The sequence below is a fragment of the Pseudomonas sp. LPB0260 genome, assembly GCF_013388395.1.
Window position 1 is genome coordinate 1,379,217 of sequence record NZ_CP058247.1, and the last position, 25,728, is coordinate 1,404,944.

Here is a 25,728-nt window from a genome sequence, read left to right on the forward strand (position 1 = left end):
TGCCAGCTGCCGCGACTATGCTAGGGGCCATTCGAAAGGGAGTGGCCGATGAGTAAAGTCAACGTACTGGTGGTGGACGATGCGACCTTCATTCGCGACCTGGTGAAGAAGGGGCTGCGCGATCACTTCCCGGGCGTACAGATCCACGAAGCCATCAACGGGCGCAAGGCCCAGCAGTTGCTCGGCCGGGTCGCCATCGACCTGATCCTCTGCGACTGGGAAATGCCCGAGATGTCCGGGCTCGAGTTGCTCAGCTGGTGCCGTGAGGAAGAGCCCCTGAAGGCCATCCCCTTCATCATGGTCACCAGCCGCGGCGACAAGGAAAACGTGGTGCAGGCGATCCAGGCCGGGGTCTCGGATTTCATCGGCAAGCCCTTCTCCAACGAGCAGCTGGTGACCAAGGTGAAGAAGGCCCTGAGCCGCGCCGGCAAGCTGCAGGCCCTCCAGGCCCAGGCGCCGAAGGCCCTGGCCAGCGGCTTCGCCAACGACTCGCTGGCCGCCCTGACCGGCGGCAAGGCCGAAGTGATCAAGCCCGTCGCGGGCGATGAAGCGAAACCCGCCGCCAGCCCCCAGCCCGTGCCGCCGAAGCCCGCGGCGCGGGCGATCAGCGCCGGCCGCGGCCAGGGGCAGCTGCGCCTGCCGGGTGGCACCATGGCCTGCGTGATCAAGGCGCTGAGCCTCAAGGAGGCGCTGTTGCTGGTCAAGCGCGGCGGCCTGCTGCCCCAGGTGCTGGAAAGTGCGGTGCTCGACCTGGAGCAGGGCGAGGGCGGCGAAGTGGCCCGGCTCAACGGCTACCTGCATGCGGTCGCGGCCTTCGAGCCGAAGCCCGACAGCGAGTGGCTGCAGCTGACCCTGCGCTTCGTCGACCAGGATCCGCAGAAGCTCGACTACCTGTCGCGCCTGATCGCCCGCGGCACCGCGCAGAAGCATTTCAGCCCCGGCGCCTGAGTGCGCCGCCGGTCGCCGCGCGGCGCGGTGGCGGGAGCTGGCTCACAACGCCGAGTCGCTCGCCTCGCGCCACAGATGGGGGACTGCTAGTCTCCAAACTCCGGATATCAAAAAGCCATAAGATCCGAGTTCGTTATGCTAGGGCGTCTGATTCTACTCTGCAGTCTATTGTCCGCAGCCGGCCAGGTTGCGGCCTTGACCATCTACAAGTACACCGATGCCAACGGCGTGGTCACCTATTCCGACCAGGCCGCGCCGGGGGCCCAGGTGTTCGTGTTCCGCGACCGCATGGTCGAGCGCCTGGACAACCAGGTGAAGCTGGAGACCCGCAAGCACGCCGCCGGCGAAACCCTGCTGGTGCGCAACGACCTCTATGCCCCGGTGCAGGTCGAGCTGAAGCTGGTGGATGTCGACAACGCCGTCGGCGCGCCGGATGAGCCGATCAACTGGGTGCTGCCGCCGCGCAGCAAGATCCGCCTGGCCACCCTGGCCCCGCGCGATGCCAGCCAGCCGCTGCGCTACACCCCCAAGCTGCGCTACGCCCTCGGCGATCCGCGCCTGGTGCCGAGCGAGCAGCGCTATCCGCTGCCCTGGCGCGGCGGGCCGTTCCGCCTGACCCAGGGCGCCAACGGCAAGTACAGCCACTTCACGCCCAAGGGCCGCTATGCCCTGGACATCGCCATGCCCGAGGGCACGCCCATCGTCGCGGCGCGCAGCGGCGTGGTGGTGAAGACCGAGAACCAGCAGAGCGGGCGCGGCAACAACCCGTCCGGCAACTACGTGCGCATCCTCCACGACGACGGCACCATGGGCGTCTACCTGCACCTGATGAAGGGCTCGGTCAGGGTCCACGAAGGCGTCCGGGTGAATGCCGGCCAGCAGATCGCCCGCTCCGGCAACACCGGCAACAGCACCGGGCCGCACCTGCACTTCGTGGTGCAGCGCAATGTCGGCCTGGCCCTGGAGTCGATCCCGTTCAGCTTCGCCCAGCCGGTCGACAGCCTGCCCAACTTCGCCGTCGGCGGCGAATGAAAAACCCCGCTGCCGGCTCGATAGCGCTCGAGCCGGCAACGGGGTTTTCCTGTGCCTGCTGCTAGCCGCGCTAGCGGAACGCCAGGTCGCGCAGGAACAGGGTGATCGGCGGGAACATGATCAGCAGCACCGACATCAGCAGCAGGATGATGAAGAACGGCAGGCTGCCGCGCACCACGTCCACGTAGGGGCGGCGGAAGACCGCGATGGCGGTGAAGATGTCGCAGCCGAAGGGTGGCGTGGCCGAGCCGATCGCCGCCTGCAGGGTGATGATGGTGCCGACCAGCACCGGGTCGAGGCCGGACAGGCGCACCGCCGGGGCGAAGATCGGCACCAGGATCAGCATCACCACGATCGGGTCGACGAACATGCAGCCGAGGAAGAAGGCGATCGAGATGATGATCAGCAGTTCGGTCGGCGAGGCGCTCATGATGCCGATGCCGCTGAGGATCGCCTGGGGAATCTGGGCGAAGGAGATCACCCAGGAGAACGCCGAGCCGGCCGCCACCAGGATGAACACCACGGCGGTGATCAACCCGGTGGACAGGGCGATGGACGACAGATCGCCGAACTTCACCCGACGGTAGATCAGCACCTCCAGAATCAGCGCGTAGAGCACCGATACCGCGGCCGCCTCGGTGGGGCTGAACACCCCGGAGTAGATGCCGCCGATGGTCAGCACCGGCAACAGCAGCGGGAGGATGGCGCGGCGGCAGGTGACCAGGCGCTCCATCCAGCTGAACTTCTCGCCGCTGGGGATGCCGGTGACGCGCGCGTAGATGTAGCAGTAGCCAGCCAGCAGGGTCATCAGCAGCAGGCCCGGGCCGATGCCGGCGATGAACAGCTCGGCCACCGAGGTGCCGGACACCACGCCGTAGATGATCATGCCGATGCTCGGCGGAATCAGCAGGGCGATGTCCGAGGCGTTGATGATCAGCGAGATGGCGAAGCTGTCCTTGTAGCCCTGTTGCAGCATCTTCGGCCGCATGATGCTGCCGACACCGACCACCGTGGCCTGGGTCGAGCCGGAGAGGGCGCCGAACAGCGCGCAGCTCAGCGCCGTGGTCACCGCCATGCCGCCACGCACGTGGCCGACGAAGGCCATGGCCACGTCCAGCAGGCGATTGGCGGTGGCGCCGCGGGTGATGATGTCGGCGGCGAGGATGAACATCGGCACCGCCACCAGGGCGGCCGGGCGGATGCCGGCGATCATCTGCTGGATGATGAACTCCGGGCCCATGGTGAAGAAGAACGTGAAGCCGGCGGCGGCGGCGGCCAGCAGCGTGGTCATCATGGGGAAGCCGGCCAGCAGCAGGACCAGCATGATGAGCAGCAGGGCGGTGGTCATATCCATGGCGACGGCACTCAGGGTTGCGGCGGAAGGGGGGTGTCGACGTGGCGCGGCGGCGCCTCGCGCCGGCCGAGCAGGACCAGCAACTGGGTGAAGGCGTGGCGCAGGAACTGCAGGCCGGTCATGCCCAGCCCCAGGGGGATCACCAGGTAGATGTAGTGCAGCGGCATCTGCAGCGCCGAGGAGGCGCGGCCGACGCGGGCGGCCGACTCCACGTAGCCGACCGCCGCCCAGGTCAGCCAGAGCATCAGTGCGGCGGTGAGCAGGTTGATCAGCAGCAGGCTGGCGGCGGCCGGCTTGCCGGTCAGCTGCTCGACGAAGGCGCTCATGCTGATGTGCCGGCTATGCCGGGCGGCATAGCTGCAGCCGACGAAGGTGACGAAGATGATGAGGAACTGGTTGAGCTCCTCGGAGAAATAGATGCTCTGGTTGAACAGGTAGCGGCCGAACACGTTGCCGACCGAGTTCAGCGCCATCAGCAGGATGGCGCTGGCGAGGATGAAAGCCTCGAGCTTCTCCAGCAACCAATCCAACTTGTGCAACCAAGACATAGCCACCTCCAGCCCGTCGTCGAGACGTCGAGTCGACGGACATTGTTCTTGTTGTGGAAGCCAGACCTTATCCCCGGTCAAAAATCATGTCAATTAATATTTGAATCAGTACATGTGTGCCATATTTGTGCAAATGTAATGATTCTGCCCTGTTTTAGAACACGAAGTGCATGGGCGGCGGCGTCTCGCCGAACAGCCCATTGAGCGTAGCCAGCCCGGCCTGCAGGCGCGAGCGGCTCTGCTCGGCGCCCAGGCTGATGCGCACGTGCTGGTTGCTGCGGTCGGCAGTGGCCAGGAAGGGTTCGGCGGGGAAGATCATCACCCCTTCCTGGCGTGCGCGGCGGGCGAACTTCTCCGGCTGCCAGTGGGAGGGCAGCTCGGCCCAGATGTGCATGCCGTTGGGATGGGCCCTGAAGCGGCAGCCGTCGAGCAGCTCGCGGGCGATCTGCTGGCGCGCCGCGAACTCCTGCTGCTGGAAGGCGACCATGCGCTCCAGGGTGCCGTCCTGCATCCACCAGCTGGCGATCTCGAAGGGCATCAGGGTGGCCATCCAGGTGGTGCTGCGCAGGCGGCCGATGGCCTGCTGCACCAGGTGCGGCGGGGTGATCAGGTAGCCGGCACGCATGCCCGGCAGGGTGATCTTGGTCAGGCTGGTGGCGTAGAAGCTGCGCTCCGGGATCAGCGCCGACAGCGGCGGGTGGCGGTCCGGTTGCAGGGCGCCGTAGACATCGTCCTCGACCACGGTCAGGTCATAGCGGCGGGCCAGTTCGGCGATCGCCTGGCGGCGCTCCAGGCCCATTGTGTCGGTGGTCGGGTTGTTCATGGTCGGGGTGCAGAACAGCACCCGCGCGCCGCCCTGCTTGCAGGCCGCCTCCAGCGCATCCGGGAGCAGGCCCTGGTCGTCGGTGGCGATGCCCTTGAGGTTGAAGTGCAGGGTCTGCGCCAGCGCCAGCAGCAGCATGCAGGTCTCCCGCTCGCACAGCACCGTGTCGCCGGGCTTGAGCACGGTGGCCATGGCGATGGTCAGGGCGTGGGCGGCGCCGTTGCAGAACAGCATGTGGTCGGGATTGGCCGGCATCTTCTGCTGCGCCAGCCAGGTGCAGACCACCTCGCGGTGCTGGGTCAGGCCCTGGGTCGGGTGGAAGGAGGTGATGAAGTCATCGCGCCCCTCCCGGGCCAGGCGCTCCAGGCCCTCGCGGTAAAGCCTGACGTGGCGCTGGGTGCACACCGGGTGGGCGGTGGACAGGTCGATGCCACGGTGCGGGTCCTCGTGCTCGTCGGTGGACAGGTAGTCCGACTCGTGGCTGACGTGGCGGCTGCGCACGAAGGTGCCGCTGCCGACCTGGGCGTAGATGGCGCCCTGCTTCTCCGCATGGGCATAGGCGTTGCTCACCGTCTGCACGCTGACGCCCAGGGTCTCGGCCAGCTCGCGGTGGGTCGGCAGCTTGCTGCCGGGCAGCAGCGCGCCGCTGTTGATCGCCTCGGTCAGGGCGTTGCCGATGGCCAGGTATTTCGGTTGGCCGGAACGGATAAAGGGCTTCAGATCAATTGTCATAGAACAATAAATTCCTTGACGATGATTGTAATGATCATAATATGGGTCTCGAACGCTATTGACCTGTATTTGTAGCGGTCACTTTAGCAGGTTTCAGTACAATTTCTCCAGGGTGGTCGATTGACCGCGGTGCCGGAACGGCATGGCTCCTGGAGGGTGCGGGGAAGGGCTGTCATGGCCGCCCCGCATTGCAGCGATGTCGTCCGCCCGGTTGTTGCCCGGCGGGCTGATAGAGGCCTGAACGCCACGGCGTTCGTTATCGAGATGCTGTCATGAGTGAAATCGCGTTGAATTTCAGCCGTGAAGAGTACGCCCAGCGACTGGCCAAGGTGCGCGCCGCCATGGTCGAGCGGGGGATCGCCACGCTGATCGTCCACGACCCGTCGAACATGGCCTGGCTGACCGGCTATGACGGCTGGTCCTTCTATACACCGCAGTGCGTGGTGGTCGGCCAGAGCGGCAATCCGCTGTGGTACGGCCGCGGCATCGACGCCAACGGCGCCCGCCGTACCGTCTACCTGCCGGAGGAGGACATCGCCTCCTACAGCGACCGCTATGTGATGAACCCGCCGCACCACGCCCTCGACTACCTGTGCGAGCAGGTGCTGCCGGCCCGGGGCTGGACCGCCGGGGTGATCGGCGTGGAGATGGACAACTACTACTACAGCGCCACCTCGCACCAGGCGCTGCAGCGGGGCCTGCCGAAGGCTCAGCTGGTGGACGCCACCGGCCTGGTCAACTGGTGCCGGGCGATCAAGTCGACGCAGGAAGTCGAGTACATGCGCGTCGCCGCGCGTATCGTCGAGAACATGCACCGGGCGATCATCGAGATGATCGAGCCGGGCCTGCCGAAGAACGTGCTGGTCGGCGAGATCTACCGGGTCGCCTGCGTCGGTCACGACGGCAAGTTCGGCGACTACCCGGCCATCGTGCCCATGCTGCCGTCGGGCAAGGACGCCTCGGCGCCGCACCTGACCTGGGACGACCGGCCGTTCAAGAAGGGCGAAGGCACCTTCTTCGAGATCGCCGGCTGTCACAAGCGCTACCACTGCCCGCTGTCGCGCACCGTCTACCTGGGCGAGCCCTCGGCGGCGTTCCGCAAGGCCGAGGAGGCGATCAACGCCGGCCTCGAGGCCGGTCTGGCGGTGGCCAAGCCGGGCAACACCTGCGGCGACATCGCCCGCGAACTGAACAGCACCCTGCGCCGTTACGGCTACGACCGCGGCGACAACCGCTGCGGCTACCCGATCGGTCTGAGCTACCCGCCGGATTGGGGCGAGCGCACCATGAGCCTGCGCGAAAGCGACACCACGGTGTTGCAACCGGGCATGACCTTCCACTTCATGCCGGGCCTGTGGCTGGACGACTGGGGGCTGGAGACCACCGAAAGCATCCTGATCACCGAAAGCGGCGTGGAAACCCTTTGCGACTTCCCGCGCCAACTGTTCGTGAAGGCTTGAGATGAGTGCAGCACAGATGAATATTTCTCCCGAATCCGACCTGCAGGCGACCAGTCTCTCGACTATCGCCGAGGTCGGCGAAAGCACCATCAGCAGCACCGTCGACTTCGAGCGCGACGGTGTGCAGCACGGCTTCCTCAAGCTGCCGTACTCCCACGACCAGTCGGCCTGGGGCTGCATCATGATCCCCATCACCGTGGTGAAGAACGGCGCGGGTCCCACCGCGCTGCTCACCGGCGGCAACCACGGCGACGAGTACGAGGGCATCACCGCGTTGCTCAAGCTGGCCGGCGAGCTGCGTGCCGAGGACGTCCAGGGCCGGGTGATCATCGTCCCGGCGATGAACTACCCGGCGGTGCAGAACGGCAGTCGCACCTCGCCGATCGACAAGGGCAACATGAACCGCTCGTTCCCCGGCAACCCCCACGGGGCCATGACCGAGCGCATCGCCGACTACTTCCAGCGCTACCTGATCCCGCTGTGTGACTACGCTTTGGATATCCACTCCGGTGGCAAGACCCTGGACATCCTGCCCTTCGCCGCGGCCCACCGGCTGCCCGACCCCGAGCAGGAAGCCAAGTGTATCGAGGGCGCCCGGCTGTTCGGCACCGCCGCCAGCATGATCCTCTTCGAGCTGGATGCGGCCTCACTGTACGACACCGCCGTGGAAGCCCAGGGCAAGGTGTTCGTCACCACCGAGCTGCGCGGCGGCGGCACCAGTACGCCGCAGACCATGGCCCTGGCCGACCGTGGGGTGCGCAACTTCCTCAAGTTCGCCGGAATCATCGAAGGCGAACTGGAACTGGCGGACGAGCCGGCGCTGCAGCTGGATATGCCCGACGCCAGCTGCTACGTGCAGAGCGTGCACCGCGGCATTCTCGAGCTGGCCCTGAGCCTGGGCGATCGGGTGCGGCGCGGCGACCTGGTGGCGCGGGTGCATGCCTTCGAGCGTACCGGCACGCCGGCGGTGGAATACCGCGCCGAGCGTGACGGGATGCTGGTGGCGCGGCGTTTCCCCGCGCTGGTGGACATAGGCGACACCCTGGCGGTGATCGCCGACGTAATCGAAGGCTGAAGACAAGCGGGCTCAGTCGCGAATTCCTTAGAAAAACAAGCGGAGACCTCACCATGAGCAAGTTCAGCACACTGAAGAAGGCGGCCCTGGCCGCGGCAATGGGCCTGGCCCTGGCGGGTCAGGCGAGCCTGGCGACGGCGGCCGAGGAGTGGAAGTTCGCCCTGGAGGAGATCAGCGGCAGCGTGCAGGACGCCTACGCGCAGAAGTTCAAGCAGCTGGTGGAAGAGAAGAGCGGCGGCGACATCACCGTCACCGTCTATCCGTACGGCGCCCTGGGCGAGTCGGAAGACCTCACCGAGCTGGTGGCCAACGGCGTCCTGCAATTCACCCACGGCTCCACCGGCATCCTCGGCTCCACCGCGCCGGGCATGCAGGTGTTCTCCGTGCCCTACCTGCTGTCGCAGAACAACAAGGTCAACCTCGAGCTGCTGACCGAAAGCCCGACCATCTACGGGCCCATGGCCGACAAGCTGAAGACCCGCAACCTGCGCCTGCTGAGCATGTACCCGGAAGGCGAGATGGTCTGGACCACCAACAAGGTGGTGCGCAAGCCGGCCGACTTCGCCAACGTGAAGATGCGCGTGATGGCCTCGCCGATGCTGGTCGAAGCCTACAAGTCGTTCGGCGCGGTGCCCACCCCGCTGCCGTACTCCGAGGTCTACGGCGCCCTGCAACTGAAGATGGTCGACGGCCAGGAGAACCCGATCTTCGCCATCGAGGAGATGAAGTTCTACGAGGTCACCGATGTGCTGACCTGGTCCGGCCACCAGCAGTTCACCGTCGCCGTGCTGTCCAACGAATCCTGGTACCAGGGCCTGCCGGCGGCGCAGCGCAAGATCATCGACGAGACCGTGGATGAGTTGGCGCCCTATATCTTCGAGACCCAGGCCAAGTACAACCAGGAGCGCCTGGAGAAGATCCAGCAGGCCAAGCCGGGCATCCAGCTGGTGCGCCTGAACGAGGAAGAGCAGGCCGCCTTCCGCGAGGCCAGCCAGACCATGCGTGACAAGCTGGTGGAGCTGGCCGGTCCGGAAGCCGGGGCTGCCCTCGAGGCGCTGGAGGCGGAGATCGCCGAGCTGGAAAAGAAGTACTAAGACGCGCGAGTCGAGCGTGAGCCGGCGGGGCTTGTCCCGCCGGCTTTGTCATACCTGGAGCGCAGGGCAGTTCTGCGCCGGAGCGGTTCTATGCGTTTGGACAGTTACGACCTGAAGATACTGCGCATCCTCCAGCACAACGGGCGCATCACCAAGTCCAGCCTGGCCGAGGCCATCAACCTGTCGGTCAGCCCGTGCTGGGAGCGGGTCAAGCGCCTGGAGGAAGCCGGCATCATCCGCGGCTATGGCGCCCAGTTGAACACCGAGATTCTCCTCAAGCGCGCGGCGGTGATGGTCGAGATCACCCTCAAGCAGCACAACCGCGAGGCCTTCGCGCGTTTCGAGAAGGCCATGCTGGACTGCCCGCAGGTGACCGAGTGCTACGCCACCGGCGGCGGCGTCGACTACATCGTCAAGGTCATGGCCGAGGACATCGACCAGTACCAGCGCCTGGTCGATCGCTGGCTGATGGCCGACCTGGGCATCGAACGCTACTTCACCTACATCGTCACCAAGACCATCAAATGCGCCGAGCCGCCGCTGGAGCTGGAGTCCGGCGACGGCGATTAACCACGGCGAGCAGGGCCGGTTGCCGGCCCCGGGCGGTCAGCGGCTGGTGCCGATGCTCTGCAGCGCCGGGCGATGGCGGTAGATCAGCAGCCCCAGGGTCACGGCATAGAGCCCGATGACCACCAGGCCCACCCACTGGATCTCGAACGGGGTGAACTTGAACAGCAGCACCAGGGCGGTGAGCAGGCCGACGTTCAGGGCGATAAAGCGTCCATGGCCGAGCTTGGCCACGGTGATGCCGAGGTTGTCGGTGTACAGGCGCACCAGGGAGTCGACCGAGTTGATCACGAAGATCACCCCGACGCCGAGCATGGCCAGCTTCCAGAACTGGCTGACCTCGATGCCCAGGTCGAAGTAGCCGTAGAGCACGGAGAACCAGATCGCCAGGGGAATCGACGGTATCACCAGCAGCGCCAGCAGCAGCTGCCAGGTGCGCAGGCCGCCGACGAAGCGCGAGACGAACTGGCCGATCATCACGCTCCAGGCGAACCACCAGAACAGGTAGAAGGCGTGGTAGTCGCCCAGCGGCAGGATGAAGCCGTGCAGCTCGGCGAAGTAGCCGCTGCCGATCTTCGCCGCCGCGTCGGCGAAGTAGCCCACGCCGAGATCGCCTGCCCACCACATGCCGAGAATCAGGGCGAAGAACAGCCAGGTCGAGCCGACGCTGAGGATCTTCAGGTAGCGGATGTCGGTGCTGGAATAGACAGCCGCGAGGATGATCCCCACCACCACCAGGTAGGCCAGGGTGTCCCCCAGCTCCGGCGCGTACCAGGCGATGTTGACCAGGAACAGGTAGGCGGTGAAGGCGCAGGTGGAGACGATCACCAGGTTGTTGACCAGCTTCACCGGGCGCAGCTCGAACAGCTTGACCCGCGGTTCGACCACGCAGAAATAGAAGGTGGTGATGAAGTAGAAGGCCCAGATCAGGAAGCCCCAGAAACCGAACTCCACCGCCAGGGGATTGGAGAACTGGTACTGGGCCTCCTCGGCATAGGTGGGGAACTCGGTCAGCGGGAAGATGATCAGGCCCATGTCCAGGCCGGAGGTGAAGAGGATGGCCAGGAAGGTGAACAGGCCCACCGGCTCCGGGCCGGTGCAACGCAGGTTGCCCCAACGCACCAGCACCAGCAGGGTGGCCGCAAGCAAGGCGATGATCGCCCCCGATAGAATCAGATTCATAGAGCCCTCATGTGCCGTGAGCGAGCGGTCCCTCGTTCGACTCGGCGGCAATTTCTTGTTGGAGTGACGTCTCGCACCCGACCACGCCTGGCGTGGTCGATGCCGGCACCATCCTGGCCAGTCAAAGCGACCGCTGCATGCCCGAGGGCGTCGCCAAGCGTCGTGATCCCGGCTCGTCGCCCGGGCCAAAGCCGCGTACTAGCCAATCTGCGCCCCGATCCGGCCAAAACCGCCGGGCCCTGGGCGGCGCCGAAAAAAATCGTCTGCAGGGCCCGGCAAAGAAAAAAAACCAGGCGCGCAGCCCCGGCTAAGAGAAAAAACCGCGCGCCCATCCCCCCTAAAGTGGAAGCCGTAAACACGCACCACGCCCTGCAGCACGCACTCGCTGCGCCAGGGCCCGCAGAGGGGACGCCGTCCATGCACACACTGAAAGATCCGCGCCTGGTTCGCCAGCTGGCCTACGTCAACGGCAAATGGGTCGCCGGCAACGAAGGTCGCGACGAGGCGGTCATCGATCCGGCCAGCGAAGAAATCATCGGCCGCTGCACCCTGCTCGACCAGGATCAGGTCGCCGCCGCCATCGACGCCGCCGAGGCGGCCTTTCCGGCCTGGCGCGCCCGCTCGGTGGACGAGCGCGGCGCCATCCTCGGCAAGTGGCACGACCTGCTGCTGGAGAACAAGGAAGACCTGGCCCGGCTGATGACCCTGGAGCAGGGCAAGCCGCTGGACGAGGCCCGCGGCGAGATCGACTACGCCGCTTCCTTTGTCCGCTGGTTCGCCGAGGAGGCGCGCCGCGCCTATGGCGAGACCATCCCCAGCCACATCCGCAACGCCCAGCTGGGCAGCGTACGCGAGCCGATCGGCGTCGCCGCGCTGATTACCCCGTGGAACTTCCCCTGCGCGATGATCACCCGCAAGGCCGCCGCGGCCCTGGCCGTGGGCTGCACTGTGCTGGTCAAGCCGGCCGGCGAGACGCCGTTCTCCGCCCTGGCCCTGGCCGAACTGGCCGAGCGTGCCGGCTTCCCCGCCGGGGTGTTCAACGTCATCACCGGCGAGCCGGAAATGGTCTCCCAGGTGCTCTGCGCCAGCGACAAGGTCAAGGCGCTGTCCTTCACCGGCTCGACCCGGGTCGGCCGCCTGCTGCTGCAGCAGGCCGCGGCCACGGTGAAGAAGTGCTCGATGGAGCTGGGCGGCAACGCACCCTTCATCGTGCTGCCGGACATGGACGTGGAGCAGGCCGCCCAGGCAGCGATCGACGCCAAGTTCCAGACCACCGGCCAGGACTGCCTGGCGGCCAACCGCATCTTCGTGCATCGCTCGCTGTATGAGCCGTTCCTCGCCGCCTTCGCCCGGCGCATGGGCGAGCTGACCGTCGGCAACGGCCTGATCCGCGGGGTCAACCAGGGCCCGCTGATCAACGCCAAGGCGGTGGCCAAGGCCCAGGAGCTGGTGGACGACGCCGTGGCCAAGGGCGCCCGCCTGCTGGTCGGCGAACAGGACCAGGCGCCGGGGCGCAACTACTTCATGCCGACCCTGCTGGCCGATGTGACCGCGGACATGCGCGTCTACCGCGAGGAGAACTTCGCCCCGGTGGCCGGCGTGCTGGCCTGGGACGACCTGGAGCAGCTGATCGCCCAGGCCAACGACACCGAGTACGGCCTGGCCGCCTATGTCTATGGTTACGACATGCGCCAGGTGTGGCGCCTGCTGCGCGGCCTGGAGTTCGGCATGGTCAGCGTCAACTCGGTGAAGATGACCGGCCCGCCCGTACCCTTCGGCGGCGTCAAGCAGTCCGGCCTCGGCCGCGAGGGCTCGCGCCACGGCCTCGATGAATACAGCCAGATCAAGTACTACTGCCTGGGCAACCTGCCCAGCGCCAGCGGAAGTTAATCGCGCTCAGCTGCCTGAACGCCACCCGAAACCGAATCGAACGAGGGCAATGCCATGACCATCGACACCCAGAAGATCATCGAGATCGACCGCCAGAACGTGTTCCACGCCTCCACCCACCTGAAGCAGCATGCCCACGGCGAGAGCCCGGCGCGCATCGTCACCGGCGCCAAGGGCATCCGCATCCAGGATTCCCTGGGCAACGAGTTCATCGACGGCTTCGCCGGCCTGTACTGCGTGAACATCGGCTACGGCCGCACCGAGATGGCCGAGGCGATCTACGAGCAGGCCAAGCAGCTGGCCTACTACCACACCTATGTCGGCCACACCACCGAGGGCATGGCGACCCTGTCCGAGCGCATCGTCAGGCTCGCCGGCCAGGGCATGAGCAAGGTCTACTACGGCATGTCCGGTTCGGACGCCAACGAGACCCAGCTCAAGCTGGTCTGGTACTACAACAACATCCTCGGCCGTAAGGAGAAGAAGAAGGTCATCTCCCGCGACCGCGGCTACCACGGCTCGAGCATCGCCTCCGGCTCCATGACCGGCCTGCCGGTGTTCCACGCCCACTTCGACCTGCCGCTCGAGCGCATCAAGCACACCGTCGCGCCGGTCTACTACCGCCGCCCCGACGACGGCATGAGCGAGCTGGAGTTCTCCCGCTACTGCGCGCAGAAGCTCGAGGAGATGATCCTCGCCGAAGGCCCGGACACCGTCGCGGCGATGATCGGCGAGCCGGTGCTCGGCACCGGCGGCATCGTGCCGCCGCCGCAGGGCTACTGGGCGGAGATCCGCAAGGTGCTGGACAAGTACGACATCCTGCTGATCGCCGACGAAGTGGTCTGCGGTTTCGGCCGCCTGGGCGTGGACTTCGGCTCGCAGTACTACGAGATGAAGCCGGACCTGATCACCGTGGCCAAGGGCCTGACCTCGGCCTACCAGCCGCTGTCCGGGGTGATCGTCGGCGAGCGCGTGTGGCAGGTGCTGGAGCAGGGCACCGACACCTACGGCGCCATCGGCCACGGCTACACCTACTCCGGCCACCCCATGGGCATCGCCTCGGCGATCGCCAACCTGGACATCATCGAGCGCGAGAACCTCACCGCCAACGCCCGCGACACCGGCGCCTACCTGCAGCAGCGCATGCAGGAGACCTTCGGCAACCACCCGCTGGTCGGCGAGGCGCGCGGCATCGGCCTGCTGGCGGCCCTGGAGTTCTCCAGCGACCGCAGCAAGCGTCAGCACTTCGACCCGAACCTCAAGGTCGGCCCGCAGATCTCCGCGGCCTGCCTGGAAGAGGGCCTGATCGCCCGGGCCATGCCGCACGGCGACATCCTCGGCTTCGCCCCGCCGCTGGTGGTCACCCGTGGCGAGATCGATGACATCGTCGCCCGCGCCGAGCGGGCGGTGAACAAGGTCACCGACAAGCTGATCAGCAGCGGCGCCTGGCAGGCCAAGTAACCGGCCAGGTCAACGCGGGGGGCATCGAGACGGTGGCCCCCGCTTGCGTTCACAGGTTGGACTTTGAACATGAATGAGCAACTGACCCTGCAAGACATCTACCGGGCCCGCCAGCGCATCGCCGGTCTGGCCCTGCGCACCCCGCTGGTGCGTTCCGAATCGCTGTCGCGGCGCTGGAACTGCGAGGCCTGGCTCAAGCTCGACTGCCTGCAGCCCACCGGCGCCTTCAAGCTGCGCGGCGCGGTCAACGCCCTGCTCGGCCTGGATGCGGCGCAGCGCCAGCGCGGCGTGGTGACCATGTCCACCGGCAACTTCGGTCGCGCCCTGGCCTACGCCGGCCAGCACCTGGGCATTCCGGTCAAGGTGTGCATCTCGCGCCTGGTGCCGGAGAACAAGGTCGAGGCCCTGCGCCGCAGTGGCGCCGATCTGGTGATCCACGGGCAGATTCAGGACGAGGCCGACGTCGAGGCGCGGCGCCTGCGCGACGAGCAGGGCCTGGCCTATGTCTCGCCGTTCGACGATCCGCTGGTCATCGCCGGCCAGGGCACCTGCGGCCTGGAGATCATGGAGGAGCAACCGGACATCGACATGCTGTTCGCCGGCCTGTCCGGCGGCGGCCTGATCGCCGGCATCGGCCTGGCGGTGAAGAGCATCAACCCGCGGGCCGAGGTGATCGGCGTGAGCATGAACGAGGGCGCGGCGATGCTCGAGAGCCTGGCCGCCGGCCATCCGGTGCAGGTGCCCGAGGTGGCGTCGCTGGCCGACAGCCTGGGCGGCGGCGTCGGTCTGGACAACGCCTGGAGCTTCGCCATGACCCAGCGCTACATGGACCGCGGCTACCGGGTCGACGAGGCGCAGATCGCCCGCGCCATGGTGCATTTCCTGCGCGAAGAAAAACTCCTGGTCGAGGGCGCCGCCGCCGTCGGCGTGGCCGCCGTCGAGCAGCACCAGCTGGACCTGAGCGGACGCCGCGTGGCGTTCGTGGTCAGCGGCCAGAACCTGTCCACCGCCACCTTTGCCGAGGCCTGCCGCCTGGCCGGAGAACGCCCTTATGAAAATCTATAACCGCCAGCAGATCGCCGAGCGGGTCAAGCTCGACCCGGCCGCCCTGGAAGCCGTCGAGGCCGGTTTCGCCGCCCTCGGCCGCGACGAGGTGGCGATGCCGCCGATCCTCAGCATGAACATCGCCGAGAGCAACGGCGAGGTCGACGTGAAGACCGCGCACATCCGCGGCTGGCCGCGTTTCGCGGTGAAGATCAGCCCCGGCTTCTTCGACAACCCCAAGCTCGGCCTGCCCAGCCTCAACGGCCTGATGCTGCTGTTCTCGGCCAAGACCGGGCTGGTCGATGCGGTGCTGTTCGACGAGGGCTACCTGACCGACATCCGCACCGCCCTGGCCGGCGCCATCGCCGCCAAGCACCTGGCCCGCGAGGACGCCCAGCGCGTCGCGGTGATCGGCGCCGGCCTGCAGGCCGAGCTGCAGGTCGCGGCCCTGCGCCTGGTGCGTGACATCCGCGAGGTGCATGTGCACGCCCGCGACCGCAGCAAGGCCGAGGCCTATGCCGCGCGCCTGCGCGAGCAGTACGGCCTGGCGGTGGCGGTGCACGACAGCGCCGCCGCGGCCTGCGCCGAGGCCGACATCGTGGTCACCACCACCCCGGCCCGCGAGCCGGTGCTGCGCTGGAGCGACCTGCCCAAGGGCGTGCACGTCACCGCCATGGGCTCGGACAACCCGCACAAGAACGAGCTGGAGCCGACCATCCTGGCCAGCGCCGATGTCGTGGTGGTCGATCGCCTCAGCCAGTCCCGCGCCCTCGGCGAGCTGCACCACGCCCCGGCCCTGGAGCGCGAGGTGTTCGAGCTGGGCAGCCTGATCGCCGCGGGGCGCAAGGCGCGCAGCGGCGCCGAGCAGATCACCGTGTGCGACCTGACCGGCACCGGGGTGCAGGACACCGCCATCGCCAACTACGCCGCGCGCCTGCTCGAGGAGGCCTGAGATGATCCAGTCCTTCGCCGAGTTCCAGGCCCTGCAGCAGACCTTCGAGCACGTGCGCGCCTGCGATGACGGCCACGTGCGCATCGGCCTGGTGCAGCTGGCCAGTGATTTCACCCTGGAGAACGAGTGGCGCCAGCTGCTCGGCGAGCGGGTCGAGCTGTACAGCACCCGCACCCCCTGCAGCCCGACCGTGACCCCGGACGGGCTGCGCGGCCTGGCCCAGGGCCTGAGCCAGTCCAGCGCGTTGCTGGTGCCGGGCATGCCCCTGGACGTGCTGGCCTTCGGCTGCACCTCGGGGAGCATGCTGATCGGTGAACAGGAGGTGACCCGGCTGCTCAACCAGGCGCACCCCGGCGTGCCGGTGACCAACCCCTGGAGCGCGGTCAAGGCGGCCCTGCGCGGCCTCGACGCGCGGCGCATCGCGGTGCTCACGCCCTATATCGGCGAGGTCAACTACCCGATCTACCAGGGCCTGCAGCAGGCCGGCCACGAGGTGGCGGCCTTCGGCACCTTCGGCGTGCTGGAGGATGCCGAGATCCCGCGGATTCCCGAGGCGGCCATCGAGCAGGCGGCGCGCGAGCTGCTGATCGGCCAGCGGGTCGACGCGCTGTTCCTCTCCTGCACCAACCTGCGCACCCTGGGCATGCTCGCTGAACTGGAGCGCAGCCTGGGCCTGCCGGTGATCTCCAGCAACCAGGCGATGTTCTGGCATGCCCTGCAACTGGCCGGCTGCGTGCACCGGCCCCAGGGTTTCGGTACCTTGCTGACCGACAGCTACGCGTTGGCTTGAAGGGCGCACGCACGCGCCCGGCCAGCGTGCTGCAGCGGGGAGTCTGAGGTGCAGGACAGACAGAAGGGCTTGCTGTTGACCGCGTTCGGGGTGCTGGTGCTGTCCCCGGACGCCCTAGTGTTGCGCTGGCTGGCCGCCGATGCCATGCAGGTCCTGGCCTGGCGCGGCCTGCTCATGGCCATCGGCCTGGGCCTGCTGCTGGCCTGGCGCTACCGTGGCGGGCTGCCGGCCGCCGTCCGCCGTTGCGGCTGGGTCGGCCTGGGCTGCGGGCTGTGTTACTGCGGCAGCACCATCGGCTTCGTCCAGGCCATCACCCTGGCCGGGGCGGCCAATACCCTGCTGATCCTCAGCATCGCCCCGCTGATCGCCGCGGCCCTGGCCTGGCTGTTCCTCGGCGAACGCCTGGCGCTGCGCACCCTGCTGGCGATCCTGATCTGCGTCGGCGGGGTGCTGCTGATCGTCGCCGACGAGGCGCCGGGCAACAGCCTGGTCGGCAACGCCTGGGCCCTGGCGGCCGCCACCCTGCTGGCCGGCAACTTCACCCTGGCGCGCAGCCGCCCGACGGTGGACATGAGTCCGGCGCTGCTTCCCGGCGCCCTGCTGGTGTCGCTGCTGGGTTTCCTGATCGGCGGCAGCCCGGAGCTGAGCGTGCCGCAGTGGGCCGGCCTGGCCTTCATGGCGGGGGTGCTGCTGCCGTTGGCCTTCATGCTGATCCAGCTCGGACCGCGCTGGATCAGTGGCACCGAGGTGGGCCTGCTGCTGTTGCTGGAGGTGGTGCTGGGGCCGCTGTGGGTCTGGTGGCTGCTGGGCGAGGCGCCGAGCAGCCAGGTGCTGCTCGGCGGCGGCCTGATCTTCCTCACCCTGTGCGGCCACAGCCTGCTGGGCTGGCGCCGCGGGCCGGCGGCCCAGGCCGGCTGAGCGGGTCAGTCCAGGCGCAGCACCTTGGCCAGGAGGATCTTCGGCCCCTTCATCTTCTTGACGATGATGCGCAGGCCCTCGACCTCCAGCACCTCTTCTTCCTCCGGTACCCGCTTGAGGGTCTCGTAGACCAGCCCAGCCAGGGTTTCCGCCTCGACATGGTCGAGGTTGACCCCGAGCAGGCGCTCGACCTTGAACAGCGGCGTGTCGCCGCGCACCAGCAGCTTGCCCGGCTGGTAGGCGAGGATGCCGCGCTCGGCCTTGCGGTGTTCGTCCTGGATGTCGCCGACCAGGGCCTCGAGCACGTCCTCCATGGTCAGGTAGCCGATCACCTTGCCGTCGGCCTCCTCGACCAGGGCGAAATGCGCGCCGCCCTGGCGGAACTGCTCGAGCAGGCTGGACAGCGGCAGGTGCCGGGTGACCCGTTCGATCGGGTGCATCAGCTCGGAGATCTTCAGCGCCGAGGGCAGCATCTCCAGCAGCGACAGGTGCAGCAGCAGGTCCTTGATGTGCAGCACGCCGACGAAGTCCTCGGCCTCGGTGTCGTACACCGGGTAGCGGCTGTACTTGTGCCGGCGGAACACGCTGAACACCTCCTCCAGGGGCGCGTTCAGCTCGAGGGAGATCAGGTCCTCGCGGGAGTTGGCCCAGTCCACCACCTCCAGCTCGCCCAGCTCCACCGCCGAGGCCAGCACGCGCATGCCCTGGTCGCCGGGGTCGCGGGCGCGGCTCGAATGCAGGATCAGCTTGAGTTCGTCGCGGCTGTAGTGGTGCTCGTGGTGCGGCCCCGGTTCGCCCTGGCCGGCGATGCGCAGGATGGCGTTGGCGCTGGCGTTGAGCAGGAAGATCGCCGGGTACATCAGCCAGTAGAACAGGTACAGCGGCCCGGCGGTCCACAGCGACAGCAGTTCGGGCTTGCGGATCGCCCAGGACTTGGGCGCCAGTTCGCCGACCACGATGTGCAGGTAGGAAATGATCGCGAAGGCGCTGAAGAAGGCGATGCCGCTGACCAGCTTCGGCGACTCGATGCCGATGGCGCCGAGCAGCGGTTCGAGCAGGTGGGCGAAGGCCGGCTCGCCGACCCAGCCCAGGCCCAGGGACGCCAGGGTGATGCCCAGCTGGCAGGCCGACAGGTAGGCGTCCATCTGCTCGTGCACGGTGCGCAGGATGTGCCCGCGCCAGCCGTGCTGCTCGGCCAGGGATTCGACCTTGGTGGCGCGCAGGCGAACGATGGCGAACTCCGCGGCGACGAAGAAGCCGTTGAGCAGGACGAGGAAGAGGGCGAATAGAACAAGGCCGAAATCGGCGAAATAGGCAGCGGCGGAGTAACTAGAGGAGGGGTCCATAAAGGGTTCGGTTGACCAGAGACCGCTAAAGGGTGGGGGTTGTCGCCGGGCTTTGCAAGCGCCGACGCTAGTTGCTCCGCTGGACCACCTGGGCGCTGGCGAAATGGCAGGTGAAGGCGCTGCCCTTGCCCAGGGTGCTGCTGATGTCCAGGCGTCCGCGATGGCGCAGCAACACGTGCTTGACGATGGCCAGGCCGAGGCCGGTGCCGCCGGTGTTGCTGGCGCGGCTGGCGTCGACCCGGTAGAAGCGCTCGGTCAGGCGCGGCAGGTGCTTGGCCTCGATGCCCGGCCCGTTGTCGCGCACCATCAGGTGCGCGCCCTGTTCGTCGGCCCACCAGCGGATGTGGATGTCGCCGGCGTCCGGGGTGTACTTCACCGCGTTGAACACCAGGTTGGAGAAGGCGCTGCGCAGCTCCGCCTCGCTGCCCTTGAGCTTGAGGTGCGGGTCGGCGTCCAGGCTGATGCGATGGCCGCGCTCGCCGGACAGCGCCTGGGCGTCGTTGCTGATCGACAGCAGCAGCAGGTCGACCGCCACCGGCTGGTTGTCGGTGGGGTAGTTGGTGGCCTCCAGCTTGGCCAGCAGCAGCAGGTCGTTGAGCAGGGTCTGCATGCGCGCGCCCTGTTGCTGCATCTGCTGCAGCGCACGCAGCCAGCGCGGGCCGAGCGCCTCGGCGTTGTCCAGCAGGGTTTCCAGGTAGCCGGTGATGACCGTCAGCGGGGTGCGCAGCTCGTGGGAGACGTTGGCGACGAAATCCTTGCGCATCTGTTCCAGCTGATGCAGGCGGGTGACGTCGCGCACCAGCATCAGGTGCTCGTTGTTGCCGTACTGGGTGATCTGGATCTGCAGGCGCAGGCGGCTGTTGACCGGCGAGGGCAGGTCCAGCGGCTCGCGGTAGTTCTCGCGCTCGAAGTATTCCTTGAAGCGCGGGTCGCGCACCAGGTTGCTGATCGACTGGCCGCTGTCCTGCGGGGTCTGCAGGCCAAGCAGGGTCTCCGCGGCGCGGTTCCACCACTCCAGGTTGCCGTCGCGGTCGAGCATGATCACCGCGTCCTTGAGCGCCGCGGTGGATTCCTGCACGCGGTCGATGACCGCCTGCAGGCGGCCGCGGGCCTTCTCGTTGCGCCGTTGCAGGTGGTAGATGCTGTCGAACACCTCGCCCCACAGGCCGTAGCCGTCCGGCGGCGGCTCGTCCGGCTTGTGCTCGCGCAGCCACTTGTGCAGGCGCAGCAGCTGGCTGAGGGTCCAGGCCAGGTAGCTGGCCAGGCCGAGCACCAGCACCCAGGCGGTCTGGCCGGTGACCAGGCCCAGCAGCAGGCAGGCGCCGAGCAGCAGCACCAGGCGGCGCGTCAGGGCGCCATGCCAGTTTTGGTTCACGTGAAAGTCATCCGCCAATCGATCCTTACAGCCATCCGCTGATACGGGCCGGGTAGCCTAACCCAAAAGGTCTGGCTGCTAGCTCTTGGTGGAGAAACGATAGCCGGTGCCGCGCACGGTCTGCACCAGACTTTCGTAGGCCTCGCCGAGGGCCTTGCGCAGCCGGCGGATATGCACGTCGACGGTGCGCTCCTCGACGTAGACGTTGCCGCCCCAGACCTGGTCGAGCAGCTGGCCGCGGGTATAGGCGCGCTCCTGGTGGGTCATGAAGAACTGCAGCAGGCGGTATTCGGTGGGGCCCATCTCGGCCGGCTTGCCGTCGATGGTCACGCGGTGGCTGACCGGATCGAGCAGCAGGCCGCCGACCTCGATCGGCCCCTCGCTGTCGCTGGGGCCGGCGCGGCGCAGCACGGCCTTGAGACGGGCGACCAGCTCGCGCGGCGAGAACGGCTTGGTGATGTAGTCGTCGGCGCCGACTTCCAGGCCCTGGATCTTGTTGTCCTCTTCGCCCTTGGCGGTGAGCATGATGATCGGGATGTCGCCGGTCAGCTCGTCGCGCTTGAGGCGCCGGGCCAGCTCGATGCCGCTGGTGCCGGGGAGCATCCAGTCGAGGAGGATCAGGTCGGGCTTGCGGTCGACGATCATGGCGTGGGCCTGCTGGGTATTCTCCGCTTCCAGGCACTCGTATCCGGCCATCTCCAGGGCCACCGCGATCATCTCGCGGATCGGTGCTTCGTCATCGACGATCAGGATGTTTTTGCCAACCATGGGTCCCGCCTCGGCTCGTTGAACTGTCTAGCGCCGCATTAGATAACGGAATTATTGCAGCTATGTGACAGCCGCATGGAGCCAGTCTACACCGCGCCGCCGGCGCCCCGGCCGCCGCGCCGCGGGCGGGGGCTCAGCGCAGGGCGTAGTCGGCGACCAGGCCGAGGAAGATCGCCAGGCCGGCCCAGTGGTTGTGCAGGAAGGCGTTGAAGCAGGCCATGGGCTTGCGGTTGCGGGTCTTGTGGTACTCCCAGGCGAAGCAGCCGGCGGCGACCAGCAGGCCGAGGTGGAAGTACAGGCCCAGTTTGAAGCGTGCCGCCGCCAGCAGCAGGCACACCAGCGCCAGGCCCTGCAGGCTGGCGATGATCAGGCGATCGGCGTCGCCGAACAGGATGGCGGTGGATTTCACCCCGATCTTCAGGTCGTCGTCGCGGTCGGCCATGGCGTAGTAGGTGTCGTAGGCCACGGTCCACAGCAGGTTGGCGATATACAGCAGCCAGGCCTCCGGCGGCACGCCACCGGTCTCGGCGGTGAAGGCCATCGGCATGCCCCAGGAGAAGGCCGCGCCCAGCACCACCTGGGGGTAGAAGGTGTAGCGCTTCATGAAGGGGTAGCAGGCGGCCAGGGCCAGGCCGCCGAAGGACAGCCAGATGGTCGCGGCGTTGGTCAGCAGCACCAGCACGAAGGCCGCCGCCACCAGCACGGCGAACAGCAGCAGGGCTTCGCGCGGCTGAATCCGCCCGCTGGCCAGCGGGCGCGCGCGGGTGCGGGCGACGTGGCCGTCGAAGTCGCGGTCGGCGTAGTCGTTGATCACGCAGCCGGCGGCGCGCATCAGGATCACCCCGGTGACGAAGATGAACAGGTTCTTCGCGCTCGGCACGCCCTCGGCCGCCACCCACAGCGCCCACAGCGTCGGCCACAGCAGCAGGTAGATGCCGATCGGCTTGTCCAGGCGCATCAGCTGGATGAAGTCCCAGGCGCGGGGGTGCAGGCGATCGAAGAATTTCAGCAGGCGGGTATACATCGGGCGCGTCTCCGTGCGGGCTGCCGCGGATTATACGGATGATCGAAGCGTAGGGTGGATGAGGCTCTGCTCATCCAGCGCTACAGGCTCGATGGTGAGGTGCGGGGTGAGAGGACTCGGTGGAAAACGCTGCGCGGTTTTCCATGGGGTGGCCACCCAGCCTAGGCATCGATTCCCGCCGCCGGCCAGAACGCCGGCAGGAACACCTCGGCCACCAACACGCCGAGGGCGCCGCGGCTGAAGCAGGAGCGCCGCGCCCACAGGCGTTCGGCGCGCACCTCGCTGGGCAGCCAGGGGGCCGGGTAGTGGCAGGCCTGCAGCGCGCCGCGGTCGAAGGCGCGGTCGCTGAACAGCAGTTCGCCGAGCGAGCGGCTGCCGAGCTGGTCGAGGGCCAGGCCGGAGCCTTCCAGGGCGCTGCGCGCGGCCACGCTGCGGGCGAACACCCAGGGCTGGCCGTGGCCGCGCAGGAAGACTTCACGCACCCAGCCGAGGCTGGCGTCGGCCACCCCGAGGGCGGCGCATTCGTCGTTGCGCAGGCGCTGCCAGCCTTCGACCAGCGGGGTGACGCTGAACTGGCCGTCGGCCAGGGCGGTCAGGCGGCGGGTCAGCGAGTCCTGGTTGAACAGCCAGTCGCGCACCCCGGCGACGGGCGCCGGATGCAACTGGCCGGCGCTGTACCAGCGCGGCGGGTGGGCAAGGGAGGCGTGGGACACGGACGGGCTCGGGGCAAATCACCAGCGCGCGAGTCTAGCACGGCCTCCGCCGCCGGTTGACGCCGAACCATCCTCGGTGCAGGGCGGCGCGGCCGCTTGCCCTAGTTCCAGCCCTCCAGGCGCATGGTCGCGCGCACCAGGCGCTGCTCCTCCTGCTCGATGTCGCGCAGGTTGTCGCGGATGCCGTGGATGTGCTCGCGGGCGGCGCGCTGGGCCTGCTCCGGCAGGCGTTCGATCACCGCGTGGTACAGGCGCGCGTGCTGGCGGTCGATCTGACGCTTCTGCATGGGCCGGTGGTAGAGGTTGTTCACCGAGGCGAACACCGTGCTGAGCATCAGGTCGGTGAGCGACTGCAGGGTGTGCAGCAGCACCGGGTTGTGCGAGGCCTCGCAGATGGCCAGGTGGAAGGCGTGGTCGAGGCGCGCGTGCTCCCGCGGCTCGACGCCATCGGCGTGGTCGTGGGCGGCGAGCATCTCCTCGTAGCGCCGGGTCAGCAGGACGAAGTCGGCATCGGTGCCGCGCAGGGCCGCCAGGCGCGCCGATTCGGCCTCGAGCAGCGCGCGTACCTCCAGCAGGTCGTAGAGGGTGCGCGGCTGCGAACTGAACAGGCTCATCAACGGGCTGGCGTCGCGCGGCCCGCTCAGCGAGGCGACCCGTGAATCGCGGCCCTGGGCGGTCTCGATGATGCCGCGGCCGCGCAGCACCTTGAGGCCCTCGCGCAGGGCCGAACGGGAGATGCCCAGCTTCTCGCACAGGCGGCGTTCCGAGGGCAGCGGCTGGCCGACCTTGAGCACGCCGTCGACGATCAGGCGCTCGATGCGCTCGGCGACCACGTCGCTGACCTGGCGGCGGGCGGGGGAGGTGGGTTCGCTCATGGGCAACCTCGCTGTGCTGGTAGGACCAGTTGGAAAGAGATATCCACAGGCCGATCACTATAAACCTGAAAGCCAGTATCCATAAGGTCTGTCGCTGCTCAGTCAGTTCAAGTCTGCGAAAAAAACTGGTCGTACCAGTGTTTGCCGCGATGGACGCCGACGCCCGCCGGGCCTAAAGATTGGCGCCACATCGCGGTCCGGGTGCTGGCGCCCGGGCCGCCTAGAACAATGACGCTGCCTGATTGAGACTGCCATGAGCATTTTGTACGACGAGCGCGTCGACGGCGCGCTGCCCAAAGTCGACAAGTCCGCGTTGCTGGGCGAGCTGCAGGCGCGCCTGCCGGGCCTGGAAATCCTGCATACCCAGGAGGACCTCAAACCCTACGAGTGCGACGGCCTGTCGGCCTACCGCACCACCCCCATGCTGGTGGTGCTGCCCGAGCGCGTCGAGCAGGTGGAGAGTCTGCTCAAGCTCTGCCACCAGCGCCAGGTGCCGGTGGTGGCGCGTGGCGCCGGCACCGGCCTGTCCGGCGGCGCGCTGCCGCTGGAACAGGGCATCCTGCTGGTGATGGCGCGCTTCAAGCAGATCCTCGAGGTCAATCCCGCAGGACGTTTCGCCCGGGTCCAGCCCGGCGTGCGCAACCTGGCGATTTCCCAGGCCGCCGCGCCCTATGACCTGTACTACGCCCCCGACCCGTCCTCGCAGATCGCCTGCTCGATCGGCGGCAACGTCGCCGAGAACGCCGGCGGCGTGCACTGCCTGAAATACGGCCTGACCGTGCACAACCTGCTCAAGGTGGAGATCCTCACGGTCGAGGGCGAGCGCATGACCCTGGGCAGCGATGCCCTGGACTCGCCCGGCTTCGACCTGCTGGCGCTGTTCACTGGCTCCGAGGGCATGCTCGGCATCGTCACCGAGGTCACGGTCAAGCTGCTGCCCAAGCCGCAGGTGGCCAAGGTGCTGCTGGCGGCCTTCGACTCGGTGGAAAAGGCCGGCCGCGCCGTGGGCGACATCATCGCCGCCGGCATCATCCCCGGCGGCCTGGAGATGATGGACAACCTGGCGATTCGCGCCGCCGAAGACTTTATCCGCGCCGGCTACCCGGTGGAGGCCGAAGCCATCCTGCTGTGCGAGCTGGACGGCGTCGAAGCCGACGTGGAGGACGACTGCGCGCGGGTCGAGGCGGTGCTCAAGCAGGCCGGCGCCACCGAGGTGCGCCTGGCCCGCGACGAAGCCGAGCGGGTCAAGTTCTGGGCCGGGCGCAAGAACGCCTTCCCGGCGGTCGGGCGCATCTCGCCGGACTACTACTGCATGGACGGCACCATCCCGCGCCGCGAACTGCCCGGCGTGCTCAAGGGCATCGGCGAGCTGTCCGAGGAGTTCGGCCTGCGCGTGGCCAACGTGTTCCACGCCGGCGACGGCAACATGCATCCGCTGATCCTCTTCGATGCCAACCAGCCCGGCGAACTGGAGCGCGCCGAGGCCCTGGGCGGCAAGATCCTCGAACTCTGCGTCAAGGTCGGCGGCAGCATCACCGGCGAACACGGCGTGGGCCGCGAGAAGATCAACCAGATGTGCGCCCAGTTCAACAGCGACGAGCTGACCCTGTTCCACGCGGTGAAGGCGGCCTTCGACCCGAGCGGCCTGCTCAACCCCGGCAAGAACATCCCGACCCTGCACCGCTGCGCCGAGTTCGGCGCCATGCATGTGCATCACGGTCAGCTGCCTTTCCCCGAACTGGAGCGTTTCTAATGGT

At 67.7% G+C, this 25,728-nt stretch carries 23 protein-coding genes; 13 read left to right on the forward strand and 10 right to left on the reverse strand.

Annotation, left to right across the window (positions count from 1 at the left end):
• The first annotated feature begins 48 nt into the window (after nt 1-48).
• The gene (locus LPB260_RS05970) at nt 49-948 is read left to right on the forward strand and encodes a response regulator (protein ID WP_208707794.1); all 900 of its coding nucleotides are present in this window, start codon (nt 49-51) and stop codon (nt 946-948) included.
• 135 nt (nt 949-1,083) lie between these two features.
• Nucleotides 1,084-1,980 carry a peptidoglycan DD-metalloendopeptidase family protein gene (locus LPB260_RS05975; protein ID WP_208707795.1) on the forward strand — a complete coding sequence of 299 codons (897 nt, stop codon included), beginning with the start codon at nt 1,084-1,086 and terminating at the stop codon, nt 1,978-1,980.
• 70 nt (nt 1,981-2,050) lie between these two features.
• Here LPB260_RS05975 and LPB260_RS05980 read toward each other — a convergent pair whose 3' ends face one another.
• The 3 genes from LPB260_RS05980 to LPB260_RS05990 form a co-directional block, all read right to left on the reverse strand.
• Nucleotides 2,051-3,328, reverse strand: a complete 1,278-nt coding sequence (locus LPB260_RS05980; RefSeq protein ID WP_208710072.1) for a TRAP transporter large permease — start codon at nt 3,326-3,328, stop codon at nt 2,051-2,053.
• 17 nt (nt 3,329-3,345) lie between these two features.
• Nucleotides 3,346-3,882, reverse strand: a complete 537-nt coding sequence (locus LPB260_RS05985) for a TRAP transporter small permease (RefSeq protein WP_208707796.1) — start codon at nt 3,880-3,882, stop codon at nt 3,346-3,348.
• 154 nt (nt 3,883-4,036) lie between these two features.
• Nucleotides 4,037-5,437: a PLP-dependent aminotransferase family protein gene (locus tag LPB260_RS05990; protein ID WP_208707797.1), complete on the reverse strand. Its 1,401-nt coding sequence runs from the start codon at nt 5,435-5,437 to the stop codon at nt 4,037-4,039.
• A gap of 272 nt (nt 5,438-5,709) precedes the next feature.
• Here LPB260_RS05990 and doeA point away from each other — a divergent pair, with 272 nt between their 5' ends.
• The 4 genes from doeA to LPB260_RS06010 all read left to right on the forward strand — a co-directional run bounded on the left by doeA (nt 5,710) and on the right by LPB260_RS06010 (nt 9,636).
• A complete protein-coding gene (gene doeA, locus LPB260_RS05995; RefSeq protein WP_208707798.1) occupies nt 5,710-6,897 on the forward strand; it encodes an ectoine hydrolase DoeA in 1,188 nt (395 codons plus the stop codon).
• Nucleotides 6,898-6,913: 16 nt separating this feature from the next.
• Complete coding sequence (gene doeB, locus LPB260_RS06000; protein ID WP_208707799.1) at nt 6,914-7,972, forward strand: N(2)-acetyl-L-2,4-diaminobutanoate deacetylase DoeB; 1,059 nt, start codon at nt 6,914-6,916, stop codon at nt 7,970-7,972.
• A 53-nt stretch (nt 7,973-8,025) separates the two neighbouring features.
• Nucleotides 8,026-9,066 carry a TRAP transporter substrate-binding protein DctP gene (gene dctP, locus LPB260_RS06005; protein WP_208707800.1) on the forward strand — a complete coding sequence of 347 codons (1,041 nt, stop codon included), beginning with the start codon at nt 8,026-8,028 and terminating at the stop codon, nt 9,064-9,066.
• A 90-nt stretch (nt 9,067-9,156) separates the two neighbouring features.
• Complete coding sequence (locus LPB260_RS06010) at nt 9,157-9,636, forward strand: Lrp/AsnC family transcriptional regulator (RefSeq protein WP_208707801.1); 480 nt, start codon at nt 9,157-9,159, stop codon at nt 9,634-9,636.
• A gap of 36 nt (nt 9,637-9,672) precedes the next feature.
• On the opposite strand, the gene LPB260_RS06015 is transcribed toward LPB260_RS06010, so the two are convergent.
• A complete protein-coding gene (locus LPB260_RS06015) occupies nt 9,673-10,815 on the reverse strand; it encodes a BCCT family transporter (RefSeq protein WP_208707802.1) in 1,143 nt (380 codons plus the stop codon).
• A gap of 417 nt (nt 10,816-11,232) precedes the next feature.
• Here LPB260_RS06015 and LPB260_RS06020 point away from each other — a divergent pair, with 417 nt between their 5' ends.
• The 6 genes from LPB260_RS06020 (at nt 11,233) to LPB260_RS06045 (ending at nt 17,870) form a co-directional block, all read left to right on the forward strand.
• Complete coding sequence (locus LPB260_RS06020) at nt 11,233-12,705, forward strand: NAD-dependent succinate-semialdehyde dehydrogenase (RefSeq protein ID WP_208707803.1); 1,473 nt, start codon at nt 11,233-11,235, stop codon at nt 12,703-12,705.
• A gap of 54 nt (nt 12,706-12,759) precedes the next feature.
• Complete coding sequence (locus LPB260_RS06025) at nt 12,760-14,166, forward strand: aspartate aminotransferase family protein (protein ID WP_208707804.1); 1,407 nt, start codon at nt 12,760-12,762, stop codon at nt 14,164-14,166.
• Nucleotides 14,167-14,235: 69 nt separating this feature from the next.
• A complete protein-coding gene (gene eutB, locus LPB260_RS06030; protein WP_208707805.1) occupies nt 14,236-15,231 on the forward strand; it encodes a hydroxyectoine utilization dehydratase EutB in 996 nt (331 codons plus the stop codon).
• Nucleotides 15,218-16,162 (forward strand): cyclodeaminase, encoded by a 945-nt coding sequence (locus LPB260_RS06035; protein WP_208707806.1) that lies wholly within the window; start codon nt 15,218-15,220, stop codon nt 16,160-16,162. Before eutB ends, LPB260_RS06035 begins: the two co-directional genes overlap by 14 nt.
• 1 nt (nt 16,163) lies before the next feature.
• Nucleotides 16,164-16,952, forward strand: coding sequence for an aspartate/glutamate racemase family protein (locus tag LPB260_RS06040; RefSeq protein WP_208707807.1), 789 nt, complete (start codon nt 16,164-16,166; stop codon nt 16,950-16,952).
• Between the two features lie 48 nt (nt 16,953-17,000).
• Nucleotides 17,001-17,870 (forward strand): DMT family transporter, encoded by an 870-nt coding sequence (locus LPB260_RS06045; RefSeq protein ID WP_218281508.1) that lies wholly within the window; start codon nt 17,001-17,003, stop codon nt 17,868-17,870.
• A 5-nt stretch (nt 17,871-17,875) separates the two neighbouring features.
• On the opposite strand, the gene LPB260_RS06050 is transcribed toward LPB260_RS06045, so the two are convergent.
• The 6 genes from LPB260_RS06050 to glcC form a co-directional block, all read right to left on the reverse strand.
• Nucleotides 17,876-19,216: a hemolysin family protein gene (locus LPB260_RS06050; protein WP_208707808.1), complete on the reverse strand. Its 1,341-nt coding sequence runs from the start codon at nt 19,214-19,216 to the stop codon at nt 17,876-17,878.
• Between the two features lie 67 nt (nt 19,217-19,283).
• Nucleotides 19,284-20,591, reverse strand: coding sequence for a phosphate regulon sensor histidine kinase PhoR (gene phoR, locus LPB260_RS06055; RefSeq protein WP_208707809.1), 1,308 nt, complete (start codon nt 20,589-20,591; stop codon nt 19,284-19,286).
• Nucleotides 20,592-20,669: 78 nt separating this feature from the next.
• Complete coding sequence (phoB, locus tag LPB260_RS06060; protein ID WP_208707810.1) at nt 20,670-21,359, reverse strand: phosphate regulon transcriptional regulator PhoB; 690 nt, start codon at nt 21,357-21,359, stop codon at nt 20,670-20,672.
• 133 nt (nt 21,360-21,492) lie between these two features.
• On the reverse strand, nt 21,493-22,383 hold the full coding sequence (gene ubiA / locus LPB260_RS06065; protein WP_208707811.1) for a 4-hydroxybenzoate octaprenyltransferase: 891 nt from the start codon (nt 22,381-22,383) through the stop codon (nt 21,493-21,495).
• A gap of 161 nt (nt 22,384-22,544) precedes the next feature.
• Nucleotides 22,545-23,096, reverse strand: coding sequence for a chorismate lyase (locus tag LPB260_RS06070; protein WP_208707812.1), 552 nt, complete (start codon nt 23,094-23,096; stop codon nt 22,545-22,547).
• A 101-nt stretch (nt 23,097-23,197) separates the two neighbouring features.
• Complete coding sequence (gene glcC, locus LPB260_RS06075; RefSeq protein ID WP_208707813.1) at nt 23,198-23,971, reverse strand: transcriptional regulator GlcC; 774 nt, start codon at nt 23,969-23,971, stop codon at nt 23,198-23,200.
• A gap of 253 nt (nt 23,972-24,224) precedes the next feature.
• Between glcC and glcD the strand changes: the two genes are divergently transcribed.
• A complete protein-coding gene (gene glcD / locus LPB260_RS06080; RefSeq protein WP_208707814.1) occupies nt 24,225-25,724 on the forward strand; it encodes a glycolate oxidase subunit GlcD in 1,500 nt (499 codons plus the stop codon).
• The last annotated feature ends 4 nt before the right edge of the window (nt 25,725-25,728 follow it).